The following is an 18,784-nucleotide window of genomic DNA, read 5'->3' as shown; positions in this document are numbered from 1 at the left end:
ACGAGCCGCCTACTGGCTCATCTGGTGGGCGGCTCTTCTTTTTATCGGGATGTGCTGCGAAAAGAAATTTGAAAATTTTTTAAAACAATTGGGCGATAGCCCAAAAAAGAAAAGGAATACATCAGCTAACTCGTTCTTCTCCACCAACCCTACTTGCGTCGCATTTAGTTTTCGCATCTCTATTGCGGAAGCGGTTTTCTCATCAACTATTTGCTCCAAATGACCAAGTTCATGAAGAGTTGTCAATAGTCGCAATAATGAGCTCGGCTTGACTATATACACAACTCCCTCGTGAGAACATTCGACATATTTATAGTCATTGATTATTAAAACCTTGCTCGTATCAGCTTTAAGGAGGTCAAAAATATCCACCTTGTCTCCATCAGCGGACTCAACTGTCAGGCGCTGCAACCTCACAATATTTGATGGATCGTCAAAAGCGTGGGCATTATAAGTCAAATCGATATCATCACCCAATATAGTCCCATATTCTGCTTCCACAGATCCGATAACTTCACCGTTGGCCGAAGTGAGTTCGTACCGTTCCTTCTTACTTTGTTCCCGAACAATGTCAGGAGCTCTTTCAGGGTGTTCAGACATAGTAGTAATTAAAAGGTTCGTGAATATTTTATCACATACGGGTTCTGAAGCCCAGTTGCGTCAAACAAAAAACCTCAGTAAAACTGAGGCTTTTTGTTGGCTCCGAGGGTGGGGCTCGAACCCACGACCAATTGATTAACAGTCAACTGCTCTACCACTGAGCTACCTCGGAATGTTGTCGTCCAACCACCGCCTTCCGCTTCCACTTTTTAAAAAGCGTTCACGTTGTATGGCGAATTTCTTGTCCTGGTACGTTTCGCAATGAATTATTTCAAAGGGTCTGTGAGCCCTTGTCCATTGATTCGTACCGCTATGGTGGTCCAAGAGTCTTTCTTGAACAGCCTTTGCCGTATAACCAATATATCGTTTCCCGGATGTAAGACTTCGCAAAACATACACAGTGTACATACGGTATCCGTACAGTCCCCGCCACTGAATAAAACTTGATAGGCGGGTCAGCCTACGGCTGAAACTGCTCTACCACTGCCTGTCCGCCCAAAAGGAACATTGGCGGAAGCGAGCTCGGAATGTTGTTGGAACAGCGAGACTATAACATGTTTGGATTTGTTCGACAAGTCTCTCTCACACCCCACAAACCCGCCAAATATGACAGTCCAGGCCAGCCTCAGGTATACTCCCAGTGCCTCCATTTGTCATTATTTGGACATTGTGGCGTAGAGCTTAGAGCCGCGTGATACCGTGGTATCCGCAAGTGAGCTCCGCGATAGGTGTTGTGCCGTATTTGCCGACTGGGTAGAGTCTTAAACGTGACACTTCTCGCTCGCCGGTCCGACGCACATCACCGTCTTTTAGACACTATCCGACTTCCCTACGCCAAATAACCAGGTGGAGGCTCAAAACCAAAGACCACCCTTAACCGGGCGGTCTTTGTCTTTAGTAGTCTCGCAACCGTTCAATAATCTGCTGCGATTGGATTTTATCCAGCGCCTTTGCCTCAATCTGACGAATACGCTCACGCGTCACGTCGAACTCTTTTCCCACCTCCTCCAACGTGTGACTCACGCCATCGCCCAGTCCAAATCGCATCTCCAAAATCTTGTGCTCGCGTGGTGTCAGACCCGCCATGGCCTCGGCCACATACATGCGCAACATCTCCCGTGCTGCAGCCTTTTGAGGCGAAATATTCTTTTTATCTTCAATAAAGTCTTCCAACGTGGAATCCTCATCATCATCTCCCACGGACGTTTCCAAGGAAACCGTCTCCTGCGAGATCTTCATGATGTGACGCACCTTGTCCAACGGTTGATCCATCTCGGCAGCCAGCTCCTCCGGCAAGGGATCACGTCCCAAATCCTGCAAAAGTCGACGAGAAATCTGCTGGAACCGGTTAATGGTCTCCACCATGTGCACCGGAATACGGATGGTTCGTGACTGGTCCGCAAGCGCACGCGTAATGGCTTGTCGAATCCACCACGTGGCGTACGTGGAGAACTTGTACCCCTTACGATATTCAAACTTTTTCACCGCACGGAACAATCCAATATTCCCCTCTTGAATGAGGTCCAACAACGTTAGACTCTTGCCTGCGAATTTCTTCGCGATACTCACCACCAAACGCAAGTTTGCCTCAATCAATCGTCGCTCTGCCTCTTTGTCGTTGCGCTCCTTACGTTTTGCCAGCGCTACCTCTTCCTCAGCCGTGAGTAACGGAATTTTCCCGATCTCGCGCAAGTACATTTGAATATTGTCTTGTGTGAGCTCGGCGTAACTTGGTTGTTTTTTGTCCACGTTGACGCGCAATTTCTCCATGGCGTCTGAGTGTGCGGACGTCTTTCCCAACAATCCCTCCTTCACCTCCACAAGGGTCAATCCCCATGTGTCCATTTCATCTAAAAAGTTTTCGTACATTTCCACGTAATCCTCAACGTCTGGGAAGGTGTAGAGAATCTCTGTCTCCGTAATAAAACCACGTGTCTGACCTTTTTTAAGCAAATGCAAAAGTTTCTCCGGGAGAGGAGGTTCTGATCGCACATAGCGCTCGCGCTTAACAGGAGCTTTTCGCACTATTGTCTTGGGAGACGCTTTAGAAGCGGATTTTTTTGCAACCGGTTTTTTGGCAGCCGAAGTGACCCTTCTAGCAACGGTCTTCTTTACAACAGGTTTTTTGACAGGCTTTTTTGCCGTCGATTTTGCCGTAGCAGCCTTTTTAGGGCGTACCACAGGTTTGCCAGCCTTGGCTGGTGGTTTCTTTGCGGGCATGTGGGGGGAGTCAATTACAACAAAGATTGATACCGGCGCGTTAATTCTTGAATCTGCGCAGGATCTTGTGCGTGCTCGGCACGCTTGAGCTCTGCCAAAACAGAGGCTCGTTGTTCACGTTTTGAGCGGTCTTTTACCTGGGAGATCAGGTCTTGCAAGGTTGCCATGTCGCTTTGTGAGGAGGATTCCGTTCCAACGTAGTGGTCGTAGGCAAGGGCAATCCTGTCCACAAAGGGAATCAGGTCGGGTTCTTGCGTAGCCAATCGTGCACGGATCACTTCAAAGAGTGATTTCTCAGGCGACAGATTGCCCGTAGTATAGACTAAAACGAGCTGCACGTAAAGAGCCTTATAAGGGGAAAGGCTCAACGTGTCCTCCGAAAGGCCTTCTACAAGCTGTTTGAGGCTCTCTCGGTCCGCTAATGCCAAGGAAAACAGGAGTTCCATGGTTTTATCTGAGATACTGGTTGCAGCCACGCCCTCTATCACAGGGTAGGCTTGCTCACGATGACGTGAAGCAGGTTTACTTACAGGAATACTGATTGTGCGCACGGCACCTGTTTCTACTTTTTTTTGACTTTGCGAGGCAACCATTTCCCGTACTGTGGCAAGCGGAACATCTACTGTTTCTGCAAATCGCTTCATCCAATGTTCCCGTTCAATTCGATCGGCAATTGCAGCAATCTCTGGCAAGAACGCTTTTCCTGCGTCCTTTTTAGCCTGCACAGAGTGAAGATCGATATTGGCCACGAGTCGTTGAAACAAAAATTGCATCTTGTCGATATGGTTCTGCACCACCTGCTGCCATTGGGCGGGATCTTTTTGCACCAAATCATCCGGATCCTTGCCCATGCCCTCCGGGATCATAGCCACACGCACGTCACACCCAAGTGAGCTCGCCAGACGCATCCCCCGTCGTGCTGCCTCAAATCCTGCCGCGTCTGCGTCAAAGGAAAAAATAAGCGTCGTTGTATAGCGTTTGAGCAATCCAATATGTCGTTCCGTGAGCGCTGTACCAGAACTTGCAACCACGTTCTCCACCCCCGCTTTGTGCGAAGCAACCACGTCCAGGTTGCCTTCTACAATCACGACCGCCCGTTCCACCTTAATTGCCGTCTTTGCAACATCCAATCCAAACATCAGGGCGCTTTTGTCATAAATCGGCGTCTGTGGCGAGTTCATGTACTTGGGCGAGTCCGCAAGATCCAACACGCGCCCCGTAAATCCGACCGTGTTACCGTGATGATCACGTAAGGGAATCATGAGACGATTTCTAAATCGATCAATCACATTCCCCGTCCCGCCCTTAGACCGCAACGCCACGCCCGCGTCGATCAACTCATCCACACCAATATCTTTTTGCCCGGCAAGCGACACTAATGCATCCCAACTTTTTGGAGCATATCCCAATCCAAATTTTTCCACTAACCCCGTATTAATTCCTCGATTCTGCAAATACGCTCGTGTCTCTTCCCCACTCTCAGACGTCAAATATTTTTGAAACACTCTTTGTGCAAAGAGGTTAATAGATTGCAACCGTGTGGTCTTGTCTGCGTCTTTACGCTCATACACCGGCAGTTCTACACCCGCTTTTTGTGCCAAGATGCGCAACGCCTCAGGAAATTCCACGCCCTCCATTTCCATAATAAACGCAAAACTGTCGCCTCCTTTGTCACACCCAAAACAATGCCAAATTTGCTTTTGACGATTCACATAAAACGACGGGGTCTTTTCTCCATGGAACGGGCAGCACGCCTTAAAACTGCCCTGTCCGGCGCCTTTGAGCGTGAGATACTCCCCTACCACGTCCACCACGTCCAACCGTTCTCGAATTTCTTCTTTGGGTTCCATGCCCCTATCTTATCACACCAAACAAAAAAGAAACGCTTCTGCATGCGATTATTATTGTAGCCATTTATCTAATAACGTTTTTCGATCAATCACGGCGCGTTTTATGGCTCGTGTCTGATCGTCAAAATAGGCAGTTCGTATTTCCTTCAAAACATCTTCCAACGTAAACCCTGCGCGGACAAAGAGCCCAGGATGTTCTGCTACTAATGCAGAGGTCGCCGAAACGATCCGTACCTCCGGGTCTTTATCAACAATTTGAGCAAGCTTTCGCATCTCATCCCGATAGAGAGAAAGCTTATTCTCTACGGTTTTACCTTGAGATGCATGTAGATGAATTTCTGGTCCGCTCCGCCCGTAGGTCATGAGACGATTAAAAACATAGGCGCCCGTGCCAGCTCCTCACGATCTTGGATGGTCCCGCAGGCCTGCATCGCCTGTTTTGTTTCCTCAATAACCGACTTAGGTAAAATCTCTCGGTCAATCCTATCAGCCGTCTTCTCTATTGCTGCGAGCGCTGTCGGAACAATCTGTGCTACGTCCTCCGATACCGAACAAAGCAAATTGACCGAGTCCTCAGCTTGCCTGTAAAACTCGGATCGTTTTTCTTGTTTTTGTATCCCCTCTTGCGAAGGCGATGACTCAAGAGACGTACAGGCTATCGCGTGACACTGATCACTGCATCCTGCTCTGTAAATTGTGCTTCGACGGTGATTCTCCCAGTATCAATCTTACTCATCATATATCCCGCTCCATTAGGATTCGTCTTCTGCGGCTCCTCAGGTATAGAGATTAGATATTCCTCTCGTAAAGTCAACGCACTTAAATCTATCAAATCCGTACAATCTCGGCCTTTTGCACAAATCTCTGTTGCTGTAGTTGTAATGTTTTTTGGCAATGAACCTTCGTGTTCAAGGGAATACTGATACACTGCGTTAGCAATCGTGCTCACATCGGTGCGGCGTTGAGTATTTCGTGTATCACTTAATTGTTTTTCCGGGTTAATGGCCAGAATCACAATTCCAACTATAATGCCTATTGCTACAACAACGAGAAAAATTTCGAGTAATGTAAGCCCATTTTGGAATCGAATATGCATAGACTCTCATTACAATATTTCTATAAGCTCATGCTATCAACTTCAACGTGTCCGGTAAAGACAAACCTGTGCACGAAAAACAAACACACAAGAACCTCGTGGCTCTTGTGTGCGATACATAAATGATTGATTAGTTGTTGATCGGAGCCTTGAATTGATGCGGACGTCCCATACCGCCGCGTCCTTCACGGGCTCGCATTCCCTCTAACGGAATGTTTGGAAGACCAAGCTCATCGGCAAAGGCCTTCATATCTTCTCGGTGACTCTCTATAGCATCCTTTCTCTCTTGCGGCGTTGCATCTTTAAGACTCTTTTGGAGTGCTTCCATCTCCTGATGTTTTGCCTGCAGCGCGTCAACTTGCTCCTGTGTGAGTTTGCCATCTGCGACAAGCGCATCTAGACGTTCCTGCGACTGTGCGCGCATCTCATCTTGCATCCTGGCATGCTGTTCTTGGAACACTTGCTGCACGTCGGCTACATCTACGTGAAACCGTTGTGCGATTGCCTCTTGAAGTCCGGCAAACCGATTTGCCGAATCCAGAGGCGCAGCAGCGAACGTAGATGCGACACCAATGGTGCCCATACCCATGACTGCCACCAACGCCGCTGCCATAAATAACGCATTTTTTTGCTTCATAATCGATGATCAAGAATTAGGGTGACATGTCATCTGCAGAGGTGTGCACAAGCAGGGTGAGAAGCAGAGCGTACGTTCTCCGCAAAAACCAATCCGTGCACCGTCCGTGTTCTGCACACTGTCGACGTATTCCTCACTTACAACTCTATCCAATCTCCCATGAAGAAATTATGAAGTCCTGTGGATAGGTAGAGACACGCGAACCGTGGTTCCTATTTGAGGTTTACTTTGTACTTCTATCCGCCCGCCATGAGCTAAAATCGTTCCACGTGCAATAGCCATCCCAAGGCCGCTTCCGCCCGTTTTACGCGATCGACTCTTCTCAGTTCGATAAAATCGATCAAACACATGCGCTACCTCTCGCTTGTTCATTCCCAATCCCGTGTCACACACTTCTACCACGCAGGATTGTTTCTCTTGCACGAGTCGCACCGTCACACTTCCCTCGTTTGCATTATAGGCAATCGCATTTTTGATAATATTTGTGAACACCTGCATGAGTCCCGCCTCGTCTCCCAACACAACGAGCGACGTATCGGCGCCCTCATCAAACGCTAGCTGGATGGATTTTTCGCGCGCAAGTGGCAAAAGGCGCGATACAGCCTTAGCGAGCAACGGTGCAAGCGCAACCTCTTCCTGTTTGAGCGATTCTGTATCCATCTCTTGCATCTTTGAAAGTCGGAGAAGATCATCCACAAGGCGTGTCATGCGATCCACCTCCTCCAAGTGGCTGTCAATAACAGCGTATACATCCGTCGAGTGCTTTTGTGTTCGTTGATTCTCCAACTCAACCTTGAGAATCGCCAGCGGTGTACGCAGCTCATGCGACGCATCACTCACAAACTGTTTTTGTTTGTCATATGCCTCTTGGATTGGTCGGAGTGTGATCCCTGCTAACCCGTAACTCAACAAGCCCGCTAACAACAGTAAAATGCCGTTGACCAGCACAATCGTGTCCTGAAAATCCGATTGAATCATCCGGTAATTAGGCGTAGGTGGTAGGCGACGTTGCACAACCACTTCTACTTGTTCTCCCTCTATGGCAAACCGCTGTTGCAGGCGACCAGAAAAAATAGACCGGCTCAGCCCACCGGAGATCAACAGAATCACCGCCAAAATAAGGACGTAGACCGCCGTGAGCGCAAACCGCGCGCGGCTAAACAGCGGGCTCAGCAATCCGATACCCCTTTCCCCAAACGGTTTCAATCCGTTTTGCATACGCTTTTGGTAATTTTTTGCGAAGGTTTTTAACATGGACGTCTACCACGTTACTAAATGAATCGAAGAAACGATCCCACACATGCGACAAAATGTCTTCACGCGTGACCACCAACCCCTTATTACGCAGGAGATATTCCAACACACCGTACTCGCGCAGCGTAAGGTCGATCTCCTTGTCTTTAATGCGCACTTTTTGTGATCGTGTGTCGACCTGTAAATCTTCCAACACAAGCACGTCCTGTGTGGCTTGCTTGGGTCGACGTAGCAAGGTGCGAACACGCGCCAGTAACTCTTCAAACGCAAAAGGTTTTGCTAAGTAGTCGTCTCCTCCCAAATCCAATCCCGCCACCTTATCTGGTACTGTGTCACGTGCCGTAAGGAATAAAATAGGCGTTTGGATGCCGTACCCGCGGAGATTTCTGCACACCTCTAACCCATCGCGACCGGGCAGCATGACGTCTAACACAATAAGATCATACCCCTCCACACGCGCGAGTTGCTCGCCCTCCACGCCGTCCATCGCCGATTCTACGGTATATCCCCGCGCCTGCAGACCCGTTACTAGGCCTTTATTGAGTTTTGGTTCGTCTTCCACCACTAAGAGTTTCATACCGTGTGAGTGTAGCGGAGAATTGATGAAGAAACAATGAAGCTCCGGTCACAAAGCTCATGCATTGACAAAAGGCTATATTCTTGAAAAAATTAGCACGCCAAACAAGCTCTGAATCCCCCAAAATAGTGGGATCGAAGGAGGAAGAGATGTCAGAAACAGTTGTTCGCATCGATTGCCACGGTTGCGATACCGATGGCGGAACAAAAGAAAAGGAATACATCAACTAACACTGCGTATGCGGTTACGGCTTGCTCCGTACCTCCGCATGCCTCCACCCATGTTTGCCAGTGGTAAGCACTTCGTGTACATTTTACCCTGTTTAGATATTGTATATGTTGGAATGTTAGCCAACATCGCTTTGCTCGTTGGCTAACGTGCCGCGGCACGTTGTGCGATGTAATGAAAAGTTTTTTAATTTTGCGGTAGCAAAATATCGCCAAATTAATTTTAATTTTTGGTTCTTGGTTTCAAGAATGTAAAACTATGTCAACAATAGAAATAGTAGGATTCTCGGCAGCGCTGCTTGGAGCCATTCACATGGTTCCTCAATTTATCAAGTCCATTACAACAAAAAGCGTAAAGGATGTTTCGTTCTTCATGATTGTTATCTATTTTTTTGCTACCGGCCTTTGGGCAATTTATGGTTATATGATAAATAGCCTCCCGGTGCTACTTGGGGATGGGTTTAATTTTTTAGTGACACTTGCTCAGTTGGTAGTAAAAATAAAATACGAAAAAAATGGATAAAAATTTCCGCGCCATCACACAATTGCGTGTATGCAGTTCCGCTACGCTTCACCAATATTTGCTACGCAAACATCGTATACTCGCACACGGTAAATGAAGTATACTTTTCCTTTTACGGGCAAAGTCCTTTGTTTTACAATAAAATGCAAATTGCATTTTCTTTTTTGATAGAGGGGAAAACTACTGAACCAAAATATTATCTAAAGCAGACAAAAAATCTTGCAGAACTTTCGGCTGTTCCATATCGATCCTAATATATTTATCATCAATATAAAGATCTGCCCCTGCCCGCAATTTAATACCTCTTTGCTCTAATCGTTGCTTGCAGTCAGAACCTGTTGTTGTCAGAAGCTCTATACAAGCAAAATTGGAATTAGATGGATGATAAACTGCAAAATCATTGCTCCAGGCATCTAAAATTTTTTGCGATGTTCTAATTTTTTCATGCGTCTCGCTTTCAGCGGTCACATCATTCATGCGAGCTATTGCTGTTTGCATACCATGTAGGTTTGTGGCATGAGCAAATGGATGTATTCGATCAGCAGTACTTTTTCTCAGAGCTACAATAGCCCAGCCACGATCTCTTACCAGTCCTCGCTTTTTTGACAAAGAATCAACAACAACTATATCTATTCTATCATCATGTTTATTTAATAGTTCTCTCGGTAAACAGTGAGAAGGGGTACCAATTAAAGTGATATCTATAAGAACTCTGGTTTTATCTGACACAGCCTCCAATATTTGGCCTAAATCAGCCTCAGATAATACTCGGCCTGAAGGATTATTGGGCACAGATAAATAAAATAAACTCGGTGCATTTCTTCTTAACGCTTCGACAACTTTATCAGTCGGGTAATTTATGCCATCAGAAGGAACGGATCTCAATCCAAAACCATATAACTTCAACATCCTCACAGCATCGAAATATTCCATGGAAGAAACCAATGCATCAGTTGGTTTTCCATCAGCATGAGCCAATGTACACGAAAACACGGCGTCCAATGCTCCTGTTGCACCATTTGTAGGAATAACTAAACCGGAATCAACCCGATAGTGATCAGAAAAAATCTCTCGAAGAGCTTTAAAACCACTCGTCAATTCAGCATAATCAGGGTGATATGTTAAATCAATCTTCATATTGCAGATTAGATGCAATATAAACACAAAGAACCAAACCAATCAAGCTTTTCACCATCCGTTCTTTATAAGGAGTTTTGACTCGCACAATTCACCTCTTTAGTTCTCCTCGTGTGCTCGCCAAAACAAATCCAATTTGCATTTATTATTGAAAAGCAGTTTTGCTATCGCAGAAAAAAGAAAAAAATATACATCGTACAACAAGGACTATGAGGTTCACTCACTTCACTTTGTTCCGTTTATTCTTACAAGTTTTGAACGTTAGCCAATATGTCCGTCAACAAGCGGCGATTGTCTTTGACCGTCTGAACCCGTCGCGCATGCCGCAGGGCATACGCTCTTACCCCTCACCAACCAAAAAAACGAGGCAAGCTCGTTCTTTTGGTTGGCGGAGAGGGGGGGATTCGAACCCCCGATACCTTGCGGTATACCACCTTTCCAAGATGGCGCACTAGGCCACTATGCGACCTCTCCAAATGCGTGGCGACTATAGCGTATTTCCACGCTCTTGTCCATAAAACCAAAACCCTGCGCCTAAACGCAGGGTTTTTAGAACTCTTAAAGCAATCCTTGAATAATGGATCGGATCTGATCTTCTGGAACCGCTCCTGGAATGAGCTGTCCGTTGATAAACGTTCCCGGTGTTCCGGTTACGCCAGACGCCGCTCCCCCGCTTTGTTCGTTGTTAATGCGATCGTTAAACTCTCCCGACACAAGACACGTGGAAAACTTCTTAGCATTAAGGCCAATGTCGGCTGCCAACTTCTCGTATGTAGCCTGTCCAAGCGTGGACTGATTCTCAAATAACGCATCGGTCATATCCCAAAACGCCTCGTTTCCACCAAGATCCCCCGCACACAACGCTGCCGTCGCCGCAGGCATCGCTTGTTGGTGAATACTTGTGAGTGGGAACTGTCGGTAGACCCATGCAACATCGTCGCCAAACTCATCCATCATCGCTTTGAGCGTTGGGTGGTGACGGCTGCAGAATGGACACTCGTAGTCCGAGTACTCAATCATCACGACCTTCGCCTTGCTCAAATCACCGCGAACGTAATCGTCCTTGGTAATATCAGGAACAGGTGCACCTGCAGGCGCGGCTCCGTTATTGGTTGGCTGTGCTACAAGAGGTGCGGCGTCTGCAGCACGTCCGCTTCCAGATGCTGCGAGCAACCCCGCTCCGCCCGTGCCTCCGGCGAGAACAAAGATAAATGCCGAGACAGCGATACCGCAAGCGATACCAAATGCGAACATGGTTTTTGGAGGACCATCCAGAAATCCTTGTTCTCGTGGGGTGTTTTCTTCCATAGGGATGTTTATTTATTCAGTTACGGGTGTATCTTATCACGCGCACGCCGTTGACTCAAGACATGGGAGACGCGCAATTCTCAAAGTTATCCACTTTTTTTACGCGTTGATTGCACACATTTCCAGATCCCCCACAGTCCAAGTCCAAACATGGCAACGGACACATATTGCGCTGGCGTGAGACCAAAATAGCGTGTGTCGATAGTCCGATAAAAATCCAGCCAAAATCGCACTGCTCCATACCAGACCCCAAACACGGCCAAGTACGCGCCCACCGGTAGCCTGCGTCGACTCATCCACCAAAACACGAGCGCCATCGCAAATCCATTCAACGAGAGATACAGACCGTGATCGTGCCGCGCCACGCCGTCGGGATATTGCACAGCAAGAATAAAATCCGACGCCGTCCCGGGATGGTCATGGATCAAAAAGCATCCAATACGCCCAATTCCTAACCCAATAGGCAGGCCAAAAATCGTGGCATCTGCATAGCGCCACACGTCCACATGATGCTTACGCAAATACCAGTAACTCATTAAACAGGCGCCAATAAATCCACCCATGACAGAAAACCCTCCATGCCACACACGGAAAAATTCCAACGGATCCTGCAGCGTCGCCCCAATCTCATACACAAACGAATGCACTACACGCGCGCCCACCATGGCAGCAATTACGGCATAGGTTCCAAGATCGTAGACAATTTTTTTGTTAAGCCCGAGCTTCTCGGCGCGCTTTCCCGACACCCAAAGTCCCACAGCAATACCCAGTGCAACCATGGTGCCCCAAACTTGGATTGGGAGCGGACCCAGGTGAATCACAGTTTGTGTAAAATATGGAATCATAGTGTTTCTTACTGTCTTAATCGGATCGTCACGTATCAATTCAACACACCCAGTCGTTTGAGAGCTCGATGATAGGTTTCCACGGTGCGTCCGGCCGTTTGTGCATCAATCGGGGTCGAGGGTTGCTCCTGCAGTCGTTGCGCAAAACTCGAGGCCTCGGGAATCCCTTCAAAACGCGTTTCATACTCCCGCACGCTTTCCAAATGATCCTCAATTGGCTGTCCCTCGTACAACATTTCTTTCACCACAAAATGCAAAAGCTTATCTGCCTCAATCACCGCAAATCGTAATTGATCACTCGCAAGCATACGATCCACCTCGTGCAGTTTCTTTTTGACCGCCTCGCAATCCACCGCATCTAATCGCAATTGATCATCCATGCCTTGCAGATGTGACTGAAACCCAATCGCCACCCCAATAACAATGAGGATCATGGCAAGCAATACGATTGCGGCGATAAGAAGCATTTAGACGTTGTTTTGATACCAATAGCCCATGTCCAACACGGTGGCGTCTGCGTTTCTAGGACCCATGATCTGCAATCCAACCGGCAGATCATCCACGTTACCGCAGGGGACAGATAATCCAGGGATGCCCGCCAAATTGGCGACAACTGTGTAAATGTCCGCCAGGTACATGGTCACCGGGTCGTCCATCTTCTCCCCTAGCGGCCAGGCAACCACCGGACTCGTTGGCCCCATAATCACATCTACCTCCTCCCAGGCATTGTCCATCGCGTCACACAGCGTCTGCCGTGCCGCAATGGCTTTTTTGTAATAGGCGTCCACATGACCCGCTGAGAGCACATACGTTCCAAGCAGAATGCGACGTTTAACCTCTGTTCCAAATCCCGCCGTACGTGTTGTGGCGACTTGCTCCTCGATTGTCTCTCCCGCAACCACAGATCCATATTGCAATCCATCGTATCGATTGAGATTGCTGGATAACTCTGCTGTGGCAATGATGTAATACATGGCAAGTGCGTACTCCAAAATTGGAAGGTTGAGCTCCACAATCGTCGCCCCACCCTCCTCAAACACCGCAATCGCCTCTCGCACACGTTTTACAAGCGCCGGATCTAAATTTTCATCAAAAAACTGCTTTGGAACGCCAATACGTTTACCCTTGACGCCATCAGAAAACTCCGGAAAGGCAATCTCTCCCTCCACGGTCGTAGCGTCCTTATCATCCTTACCGGCAATTACGCGCATAACCTCCGCAACATCCTCCACGTTGTTTGCAAACGTTCCAATATGATCAAGACTCGAGGCATAGGCCATCAACCCATAGCGAGAGATGTACCCATACGTTGGCTTAAACCCGACCACACCGCACATTGCCGCCGGTTGTCGTGTAGACCCACCTGTCTCGCTTCCAAGAGCCGCTGGCACAAACTCGGCCTTAACAGCAGCAGCTGACCCACCGGAGGAACCACCTGCGATACGCGTAAGGTCAATCGGATTCTTAGTCACTCCATACGCACTTGATTCCGTAGACGATCCGCACCCAAACTCATCACAATTGGTACGCCCCATCAAAATGGCATCCGCGGCCTTGAGCCGTGCAATCGCCGTTGCGTCATAGGCCGCTGTGTAGGATTCCAAAATAGCAGATCCTCCTGTGGCCGTTTTGCCCTGCATAAGAATATTGTCCTTAACGGCAATCGGAATCCCTGCAAGGGACCCTAGCGACTCCCCGCGTGCACGACGTGCGTCAATCTCATCCGCTTGCAACCGTGCATCCGCACCAAACACTTCTAAAAACGCACCAACGTTGTGATCCTGCGCCTCAATACGCTCCAAATAGCTGTCTACCACCTGTCGCGCCGTCATGGTCCCCTGCTCCATGTTTAATCTCAATTCTGCAATGGTCATACTAAGTGCGATCAATCACGGCGTGTGCCTCGAGTAAGTTATCGGACGTGGTGCTTGGGAAATTTTCTATCACCATTTTTCTCTCTGCAGGCGCTGCAGGAATGATTATATCCTCCCTGTACGATTCTGCGGCAACCACAGTGCGCGCAAACTCAACAGAATCCAATTTTAATCCTTGGAGCTTGTCGACATAGGATAGAATGCTCCCAATATCGTCCTGCAATCTCTCGCGTTCACTTGCATCCACGTGGAGCGAGGCGAGTTGTAAAAGTGTGTCAAACTGTTTGGTATCCATAGCTGTAATTACGTAGACAATGAGGCCAGCATAGCCGAAAATTGCTTCTCATTCAACACGGCCACACCAAGTTGCTGCGCTTTGGCGAGTTTAGATCCCGGATTCTCACCTGCAACAACGGCGGTCGTTGCCTTACTCACCGAGCCTGTTACCTTCCCGCCAAGCTGTTCAATAGATTCCTTGGCCTGCGTGCGTGTCATGGTCTCAAGCGTTCCTGTGAGCACAAACGTTTTATCTGTGAGTGCTCCGCGTTCTCTTCTTTTGGCCGGTACAATCACCCCACCATGTTCTCTAAACGTGTTCACCAAAGTTTGATTGTCTTGCCGGGCAAAGAATTCCACAATCGCATCGGCCACCGTCTCTCCCACATCCTCTACCGCCAGCAGTTCCTCTCGCGTTGCCTGCTGCAATCGATCAAACGTTAAGAACGTCTGTGCCAGCCTGCGCGCCGTCTCCCCCCCAACGTGCTTAATTCCAAGTGCCGTAATAAAACGATGTAAGGGAACCGTTTTCGCCACATAAATTGCCTGGATGGCATTCTCTGCACTCACCTCCGCAAACCCCTCCAACGTCAATAATTCATCTTTTGACATTCCGTATAGATCGGCAAAATTCGCTATTATCCCTCGCTCCAAGAGTTGCGCAATGGTTTTCTCCCCCAATCCATCTATGTCCAACACCTGCTTGCCCACCGCATAGGCTATTGCCTGCAGGCGTCGATCAAATGCATGAGGGTCCGCACAGTACAGCGCCACCTCTCCAGGTTTTTTATATACCGCTGATCCGTTGATCTGCGTCGGAGCCTTAATCTGCATCTCCTTGCCGGTTCGCATCTTGGTCAAAACGGCCACAACTTTTGGAATAATATCGCCCGCTTTTTTAATCACGACCGTGTCGCCGATTTTAAGACCTAGTCGCTCAATCTCATCCATATTATGAAGCGACGCGTGCTGTACCGTGGTACCCGCCACAAACACAGGTTCTAATTCCGCAACAGGTGTTACCGCTCCCGTGCGCCCTACAGACCAGACCACATCCAACAAACGAGTGGTTGCCTCCTCCGCGGGAAACTTCCATGCCACGAGCCCACGAGGTGTTTTGCCAATCACGCCAAGCTCACTATAGACATCGTTATTATTGACGCGTATCACCATCCCATCGATCCAAAACGGCATCCGCGCACGCCCCTTTTGTAAGGTTGCAAACATCCGTTCCACACCCGTGCGATCCGCAACTCGTTCACTATAAGGAGTCGTTGCAAACCCAAGTGCATTCAATAACGCCATCTCCTCCTCGTGCGTTGTCTGCCCCATGTCTGTAATTAAATCCCACGCCACAAATCGCAATGGACGTGAGGCGGCAATCGTTGCATCCAATTGGCGAATGCTCCCAGCTGCCACGTTACGCGGATTGGCAAACAGTGCCTCTCCCGTTTGTTCTCGTTCTTTGTTGAGTTGATTAAAGGCCTTTACGGGCATAAACACCTCCCCGCGCACAATGAGCGTCTGCGGTAAGTTTTTGAGGATTGGGTGTGCTTTTTTTTGTGCATCAATCGGTGTTCGCAACGATAATGGAATAGATTCAATGGTGCGAATATTATGCGTCACATCCTCTCCAACACGGCCATCACCACGAGTTGCGCCAAGGACGAGTTGTCCATTTTTGTATTCAAGCGAGACGGCGAGTCCGTCGAGTTTTGGCATGCAGTACAAATCGAGCTGGTTTGTATCGACACGCTCGCACACACGTGTATACCAAGCAGAAAATTCCTCAGTAGAGAACACATCTTCCATGGAAAGCATGCGTGCCGCATGTTCCACTTTTTGAAAGATATTTAACGCCTCCCCGCCCACCCGCTGTGTGGGAGAATCTGGCGTAATTAAGTCGGGATACGTTTGCTCCAACGTGTAAAGCTCATGCTTGAGACTATCCAGGGCGGCGTCAGAAATTCCCGGTGTATCTAACACATGATAGAGATAGCGCTCGTGCGCAATCTCCTCTCGTAATTTTTGTATTCGTGTCTGAGCCTCTTTGTGCGTCATACTAACAGTTGTAATAATAGATCACCCCAGACCAGCATAATAAATGTTGCAATCGCTAGGAACGTTCCAAATGGTACTTGATCGTTAAACGTGTGACGTCGCGTGAGCAATAAACCAATCCCTACAATCGCTCCAAGAATATAGGCCAATAACACCGCACCGATTCCGTGTGTAAATCCAAGCATCGCCCCAATCACCAGCCCCATACGTACATCGCCCGCGCCCAGTATGCGCCCCTTAGAAAAAACGTATTGAATTAAAAAGAACAGAAACAATACAAGCATAGCAAGACACAATTCGTATCCAGAACTGCCGAGGCTAATATTTGCAATTAATGCAAACACCATGGCGGGCAACGTGTAACGATCCAAAATCAACTCGTACTTAAAATCGTAAACAAAGACAATGAGAAGAAAAAGGGAGAAAATGATGTCTCGCACGGCATAGACCCAGGTAATATTCGTGGCGATATCGGGAGTCCATGTACCCGTTACATAGCGCCATACGTGAAACAGCACAAGCAGAACGATCGACACCTCAATCAAGGGATACTGCCACGCCACATAGGCACGGCAAGATCGGCAGCGATATTGCATACGTAAATCACCGACGATTGGTATGAGATCACCAGGTGTTCTTGGAACCTCACACACCACACAGGCTTTTTTTGGTCGCATCCACACCCATTCACTGTGTGCCCGAAAAATGAACGCCGACAGGAGACCTGCGAGAAGAATACCCACCAATAAGGCTATTATGTACACAATCATAGGGGTAGTTTAGCAAAGTTTGAGCGGTTAGGATAGACGCTTTTTAACAAAATGAATGAGGGGCCGGAGCCCCTCGACGTTGATTCCCCTTAGGGGATAGGAAACTCGAACTCATTGGAGATCACGAAGATCTCGAGCCGGAGACGGATGTTTTCTTCTTGCAGCGCCCGCGCCTTGGCCAGGAGGATGTTGAAGTGAACACGCATACGATCATCGTGATCGTGCACGAACACCGCCTTGGCACCCTTGGTGTCGTCTGCCTTCAGACACATGGACGCGCTTCGGCACAGGTTGTGCACCTCATCCAGAGTTCGTCCATTGAAGGCCGAGGCCATCAACTTGGTGGACATCCACCGATCGAACCGCTCGCGCTTTACAGGGTCATCGTCCCACGCATCGGCAAACAGGAGACCGTATTCCACCACCCGCTGTGCATCTGCGCGCGCCTCCGTGAAGGCACACCACAGTTGAATGGCGAGCGTGATGATCTCCTCCCTGTCGGTGGGCAGAGACAGGCCCCGCCACCGATAGAACGCGCCCACGTACCAGAGCAAGACGTGCATGGACATGGCACCGGATGCCATCGCGGGCGGGATGTCGAGCCCCGGCACTTCTTCCTCGCTCAGACGCATGAACAGTCCGTCGCGCACGTCGCGCCAACGCGTGGCCGCCTGACCAACCAAGACCGCACGGAATTCATCGCCGCCGGTCCGTGTGAGTGAACACAGCCACAGAGGGTCGCGAACACTGGTTCTCCGCTGCATCCCGTAGGAGGAGAGGAACTCGTCCAACACCGTCGCCGCCGTCTGTGCACACAGCGTCAGCATCTCGCTGCCCGCGGCATAGCCTAGCAGCGCGTTGGTATAGTCCAACGCACGAACGTCAAACGTCGCAAGGACGACACTTCTGACCACATCCTTTAACCCCACCATCCGGGCCGCCGCAAGCGGGAACATACCATCGAGGATGGGCACGATCGCCGCTTCTCCCAATGCCTGCCTGAGCGCCATGGCGAGTTGCTGACGCCATTGGTCAGATCTCAGCAGTCCCGTAACCGAATCGGTGGTGGCGTGCTCCAGCGCAGCAAGTAACTGGCCACGCTCGACCGCCAATTCGTCCACAGTATCCACAAACGCCCTCAACGACGTTGCCACGGAAATCTTGTCTGCAACACCCGCGTTTCTCAGCGCTGCTTCCAGTGCCTCATACAACTTCTGCAAGTTTACATCTGCAATGTCCGACTTCATCTTCCGCTCTTTCTGCGTTGCGCATGAACGTACGAGGCCGGCGTCCTGAGGTTCCAGGCGCCGGTCGTAGAAGTGCAGCCCGAAGACCGCGTGGGGGGGTAGAGCGAGCTCAGGCCGTCGCCGGCTTGAGCTCACCCCCGTTGGAGGGAACCTCCACGGGCAGGTCGAGGACCTGCCCGTGACGAGGACGAGGGTAGTCGCGCACGCTCGCGCGCGACTCGGGGCCGTCCACCTTGGGGGGCGGCGTGTAGGGGTTCAGGGCCATGCCAGTCTCCTCGTGCA

At 49.2% G+C, this 18,784-nt stretch carries 20 protein-coding genes and 2 tRNA genes; 1 reads left to right on the top strand and 21 read right to left on the bottom strand.

The window, feature by feature from the left end:
• Positions 1–9: 9 nt before the first annotated feature.
• From COV06_00305 to COV06_00255, 11 genes are all read right to left on the bottom strand, one after another.
• Positions 10–600 (bottom strand): hypothetical protein, encoded by a 591-nt coding sequence (locus tag COV06_00305; GenBank protein PIR47832.1) that lies wholly within the window; start codon positions 598–600, stop codon positions 10–12.
• 97 nt (positions 601–697) lie between these two features.
• Positions 698–772, bottom strand: a tRNA-Asn gene (locus COV06_00300).
• The gene (locus tag COV06_00295; protein PIR47831.1) at positions 763–1,008 is read right to left on the bottom strand and encodes an endonuclease; all 246 of its coding nucleotides are present in this window, start codon (positions 1,006–1,008) and stop codon (positions 763–765) included. Before COV06_00295 ends, COV06_00300 begins: the two co-directional genes overlap by 10 nt.
• A 486-nt stretch (positions 1,009–1,494) precedes the next feature.
• Positions 1,495–2,820 carry an RNA polymerase sigma factor RpoD gene (locus COV06_00290; protein PIR47830.1) on the bottom strand — a complete coding sequence of 442 codons (1,326 nt, stop codon included), beginning with the start codon at positions 2,818–2,820 and terminating at the stop codon, positions 1,495–1,497.
• 14 nt (positions 2,821–2,834) lie between these two features.
• The gene (locus COV06_00285) at positions 2,835–4,670 is read right to left on the bottom strand and encodes a DNA primase (GenBank protein ID PIR47829.1); all 1,836 of its coding nucleotides are present in this window, start codon (positions 4,668–4,670) and stop codon (positions 2,835–2,837) included.
• Between the two features lie 51 nt (positions 4,671–4,721).
• Positions 4,722–5,033, bottom strand: a complete 312-nt coding sequence (locus COV06_00280) for a hypothetical protein (protein ID PIR47828.1) — start codon at positions 5,031–5,033, stop codon at positions 4,722–4,724.
• A complete protein-coding gene (locus COV06_00275) occupies positions 5,030–5,230 on the bottom strand; it encodes a hypothetical protein (protein ID PIR47827.1) in 201 nt (66 codons plus the stop codon). Before COV06_00275 ends, COV06_00280 begins: the two co-directional genes overlap by 4 nt.
• Before the next feature lie 95 nt (positions 5,231–5,325).
• Positions 5,326–5,766 carry a hypothetical protein gene (locus COV06_00270; protein ID PIR47826.1) on the bottom strand — a complete coding sequence of 147 codons (441 nt, stop codon included), beginning with the start codon at positions 5,764–5,766 and terminating at the stop codon, positions 5,326–5,328.
• Between the two features lie 130 nt (positions 5,767–5,896).
• A complete protein-coding gene (locus COV06_00265; GenBank protein PIR47825.1) occupies positions 5,897–6,403 on the bottom strand; it encodes a hypothetical protein in 507 nt (168 codons plus the stop codon).
• A 168-nt stretch (positions 6,404–6,571) separates the two neighbouring features.
• A complete protein-coding gene (locus COV06_00260) occupies positions 6,572–7,657 on the bottom strand; it encodes a hypothetical protein (GenBank protein ID PIR47824.1) in 1,086 nt (361 codons plus the stop codon).
• Positions 7,560–8,234: a DNA-binding response regulator gene (locus COV06_00255; GenBank protein PIR47823.1), complete on the bottom strand. Its 675-nt coding sequence runs from the start codon at positions 8,232–8,234 to the stop codon at positions 7,560–7,562. The genes COV06_00260 and COV06_00255 overlap by 98 nt, the downstream gene beginning before the upstream one ends.
• Before the next feature lie 486 nt (positions 8,235–8,720).
• Here COV06_00255 and COV06_00250 point away from each other — a divergent pair, with 486 nt between their 5' ends.
• Positions 8,721–8,984: a hypothetical protein gene (locus COV06_00250; GenBank protein ID PIR47822.1), complete on the top strand. Its 264-nt coding sequence runs from the start codon at positions 8,721–8,723 to the stop codon at positions 8,982–8,984.
• Between the two features lie 180 nt (positions 8,985–9,164).
• Here COV06_00250 and COV06_00245 read toward each other — a convergent pair whose 3' ends face one another.
• The 10 genes from COV06_00245 to COV06_00200 form a co-directional block, all read right to left on the bottom strand.
• The gene (locus COV06_00245; GenBank protein PIR47821.1) at positions 9,165–10,121 is read right to left on the bottom strand and encodes a hypothetical protein; all 957 of its coding nucleotides are present in this window, start codon (positions 10,119–10,121) and stop codon (positions 9,165–9,167) included.
• A gap of 386 nt (positions 10,122–10,507) precedes the next feature.
• Positions 10,508–10,595, bottom strand: a tRNA-Ser gene (locus tag COV06_00240).
• Between the two features lie 84 nt (positions 10,596–10,679).
• Positions 10,680–11,429: a disulfide bond formation protein DsbA gene (locus tag COV06_00235; GenBank protein PIR47820.1), complete on the bottom strand. Its 750-nt coding sequence runs from the start codon at positions 11,427–11,429 to the stop codon at positions 10,680–10,682.
• Between the two features lie 86 nt (positions 11,430–11,515).
• Positions 11,516–12,274, bottom strand: coding sequence for a prolipoprotein diacylglyceryl transferase (gene lgt, locus COV06_00230; GenBank protein ID PIR47819.1), 759 nt, complete (start codon positions 12,272–12,274; stop codon positions 11,516–11,518).
• Positions 12,275–12,309: 35 nt separating this feature from the next.
• Positions 12,310–12,741 (bottom strand): hypothetical protein, encoded by a 432-nt coding sequence (locus COV06_00225; GenBank protein ID PIR47818.1) that lies wholly within the window; start codon positions 12,739–12,741, stop codon positions 12,310–12,312.
• Positions 12,742–14,148 (bottom strand): Asp-tRNA(Asn)/Glu-tRNA(Gln) amidotransferase GatCAB subunit A, encoded by a 1,407-nt coding sequence (locus COV06_00220; protein PIR47817.1) that lies wholly within the window; start codon positions 14,146–14,148, stop codon positions 12,742–12,744.
• 1 nt (position 14,149) lies between these two features.
• On the bottom strand, positions 14,150–14,443 hold the full coding sequence (locus COV06_00215) for a hypothetical protein (GenBank protein PIR47816.1): 294 nt from the start codon (positions 14,441–14,443) through the stop codon (positions 14,150–14,152).
• Between the two features lie 8 nt (positions 14,444–14,451).
• On the bottom strand, positions 14,452–16,485 hold the full coding sequence (locus COV06_00210; GenBank protein PIR47815.1) for a hypothetical protein: 2,034 nt from the start codon (positions 16,483–16,485) through the stop codon (positions 14,452–14,454).
• Positions 16,482–17,255, bottom strand: a complete 774-nt coding sequence (locus COV06_00205) for a hypothetical protein (protein PIR47814.1) — start codon at positions 17,253–17,255, stop codon at positions 16,482–16,484. The genes COV06_00210 and COV06_00205 overlap by 4 nt, the downstream gene beginning before the upstream one ends.
• Before the next feature lie 89 nt (positions 17,256–17,344).
• Positions 17,345–18,502: a hypothetical protein gene (locus tag COV06_00200; protein ID PIR47813.1), complete on the bottom strand. Its 1,158-nt coding sequence runs from the start codon at positions 18,500–18,502 to the stop codon at positions 17,345–17,347.
• Between the last annotated feature and the right edge of the window lie 282 nt (positions 18,503–18,784).

It is taken from the genome of Candidatus Uhrbacteria bacterium CG10_big_fil_rev_8_21_14_0_10_50_16 (assembly GCA_002774875.1).
Taxonomy (GTDB): Bacteria; Patescibacteriota; Patescibacteriia; order UBA9934; family UBA11717; genus UBA11717.
This window is presented reverse-complemented; position numbering and strand designations above follow the sequence as displayed.

Excerpts from the sequence above, each read along its gene's own strand:
- COV06_00245 (PIR47821.1), bottom strand. The coding sequence starts at position 10,121 with ATGAAGATTGATTTAACATATCACCCTGATTATGCTGAATTGACGAGT.
- COV06_00285 (PIR47829.1), bottom strand. The coding sequence starts at position 4,670 with ATGGAACCCAAAGAAGAAATTCGAGAACGGTTGGACGTGGTGGACGTG.
- lgt (PIR47819.1), bottom strand. The coding sequence starts at position 12,274 with ATGATTCCATATTTTACACAAACTGTGATTCACCTGGGTCCGCTCCCA.
- COV06_00260 (PIR47824.1), bottom strand. The coding sequence starts at position 7,657 with ATGTTAAAAACCTTCGCAAAAAATTACCAAAAGCGTATGCAAAACGGA.
- COV06_00225 (PIR47818.1), bottom strand. The coding sequence starts at position 12,741 with ATGCTTCTTATCGCCGCAATCGTATTGCTTGCCATGATCCTCATTGTT.
- COV06_00250 (PIR47822.1), top strand. The coding sequence starts at position 8,721 with ATGTCAACAATAGAAATAGTAGGATTCTCGGCAGCGCTGCTTGGAGCC.
- COV06_00305 (PIR47832.1), bottom strand. The coding sequence starts at position 600 with ATGTCTGAACACCCTGAAAGAGCTCCTGACATTGTTCGGGAACAAAGT.
- COV06_00220 (PIR47817.1), bottom strand. The coding sequence starts at position 14,148 with ATGACCATTGCAGAATTGAGATTAAACATGGAGCAGGGGACCATGACG.
- COV06_00210 (PIR47815.1), bottom strand. The coding sequence starts at position 16,485 with ATGACGCACAAAGAGGCTCAGACACGAATACAAAAATTACGAGAGGAG.
- COV06_00265 (PIR47825.1), bottom strand. The coding sequence starts at position 6,403 with ATGAAGCAAAAAAATGCGTTATTTATGGCAGCGGCGTTGGTGGCAGTC.
- COV06_00270 (PIR47826.1), bottom strand. The coding sequence starts at position 5,766 with ATGCATATTCGATTCCAAAATGGGCTTACATTACTCGAAATTTTTCTC.
- COV06_00235 (PIR47820.1), bottom strand. The coding sequence starts at position 11,429 with ATGGAAGAAAACACCCCACGAGAACAAGGATTTCTGGATGGTCCTCCA.
- COV06_00295 (PIR47831.1), bottom strand. The coding sequence starts at position 1,008 with ATGTACACTGTGTATGTTTTGCGAAGTCTTACATCCGGGAAACGATAT.
- COV06_00205 (PIR47814.1), bottom strand. The coding sequence starts at position 17,255 with ATGATTGTGTACATAATAGCCTTATTGGTGGGTATTCTTCTCGCAGGT.
- COV06_00200 (PIR47813.1), bottom strand. The coding sequence starts at position 18,502 with ATGAAGTCGGACATTGCAGATGTAAACTTGCAGAAGTTGTATGAGGCA.
- COV06_00280 (PIR47828.1), bottom strand. The coding sequence starts at position 5,033 with ATGACCTACGGGCGGAGCGGACCAGAAATTCATCTACATGCATCTCAA.
- COV06_00215 (PIR47816.1), bottom strand. The coding sequence starts at position 14,443 with ATGGATACCAAACAGTTTGACACACTTTTACAACTCGCCTCGCTCCAC.
- COV06_00290 (PIR47830.1), bottom strand. The coding sequence starts at position 2,820 with ATGCCCGCAAAGAAACCACCAGCCAAGGCTGGCAAACCTGTGGTACGC.
- COV06_00255 (PIR47823.1), bottom strand. The coding sequence starts at position 8,234 with ATGAAACTCTTAGTGGTGGAAGACGAACCAAAACTCAATAAAGGCCTA.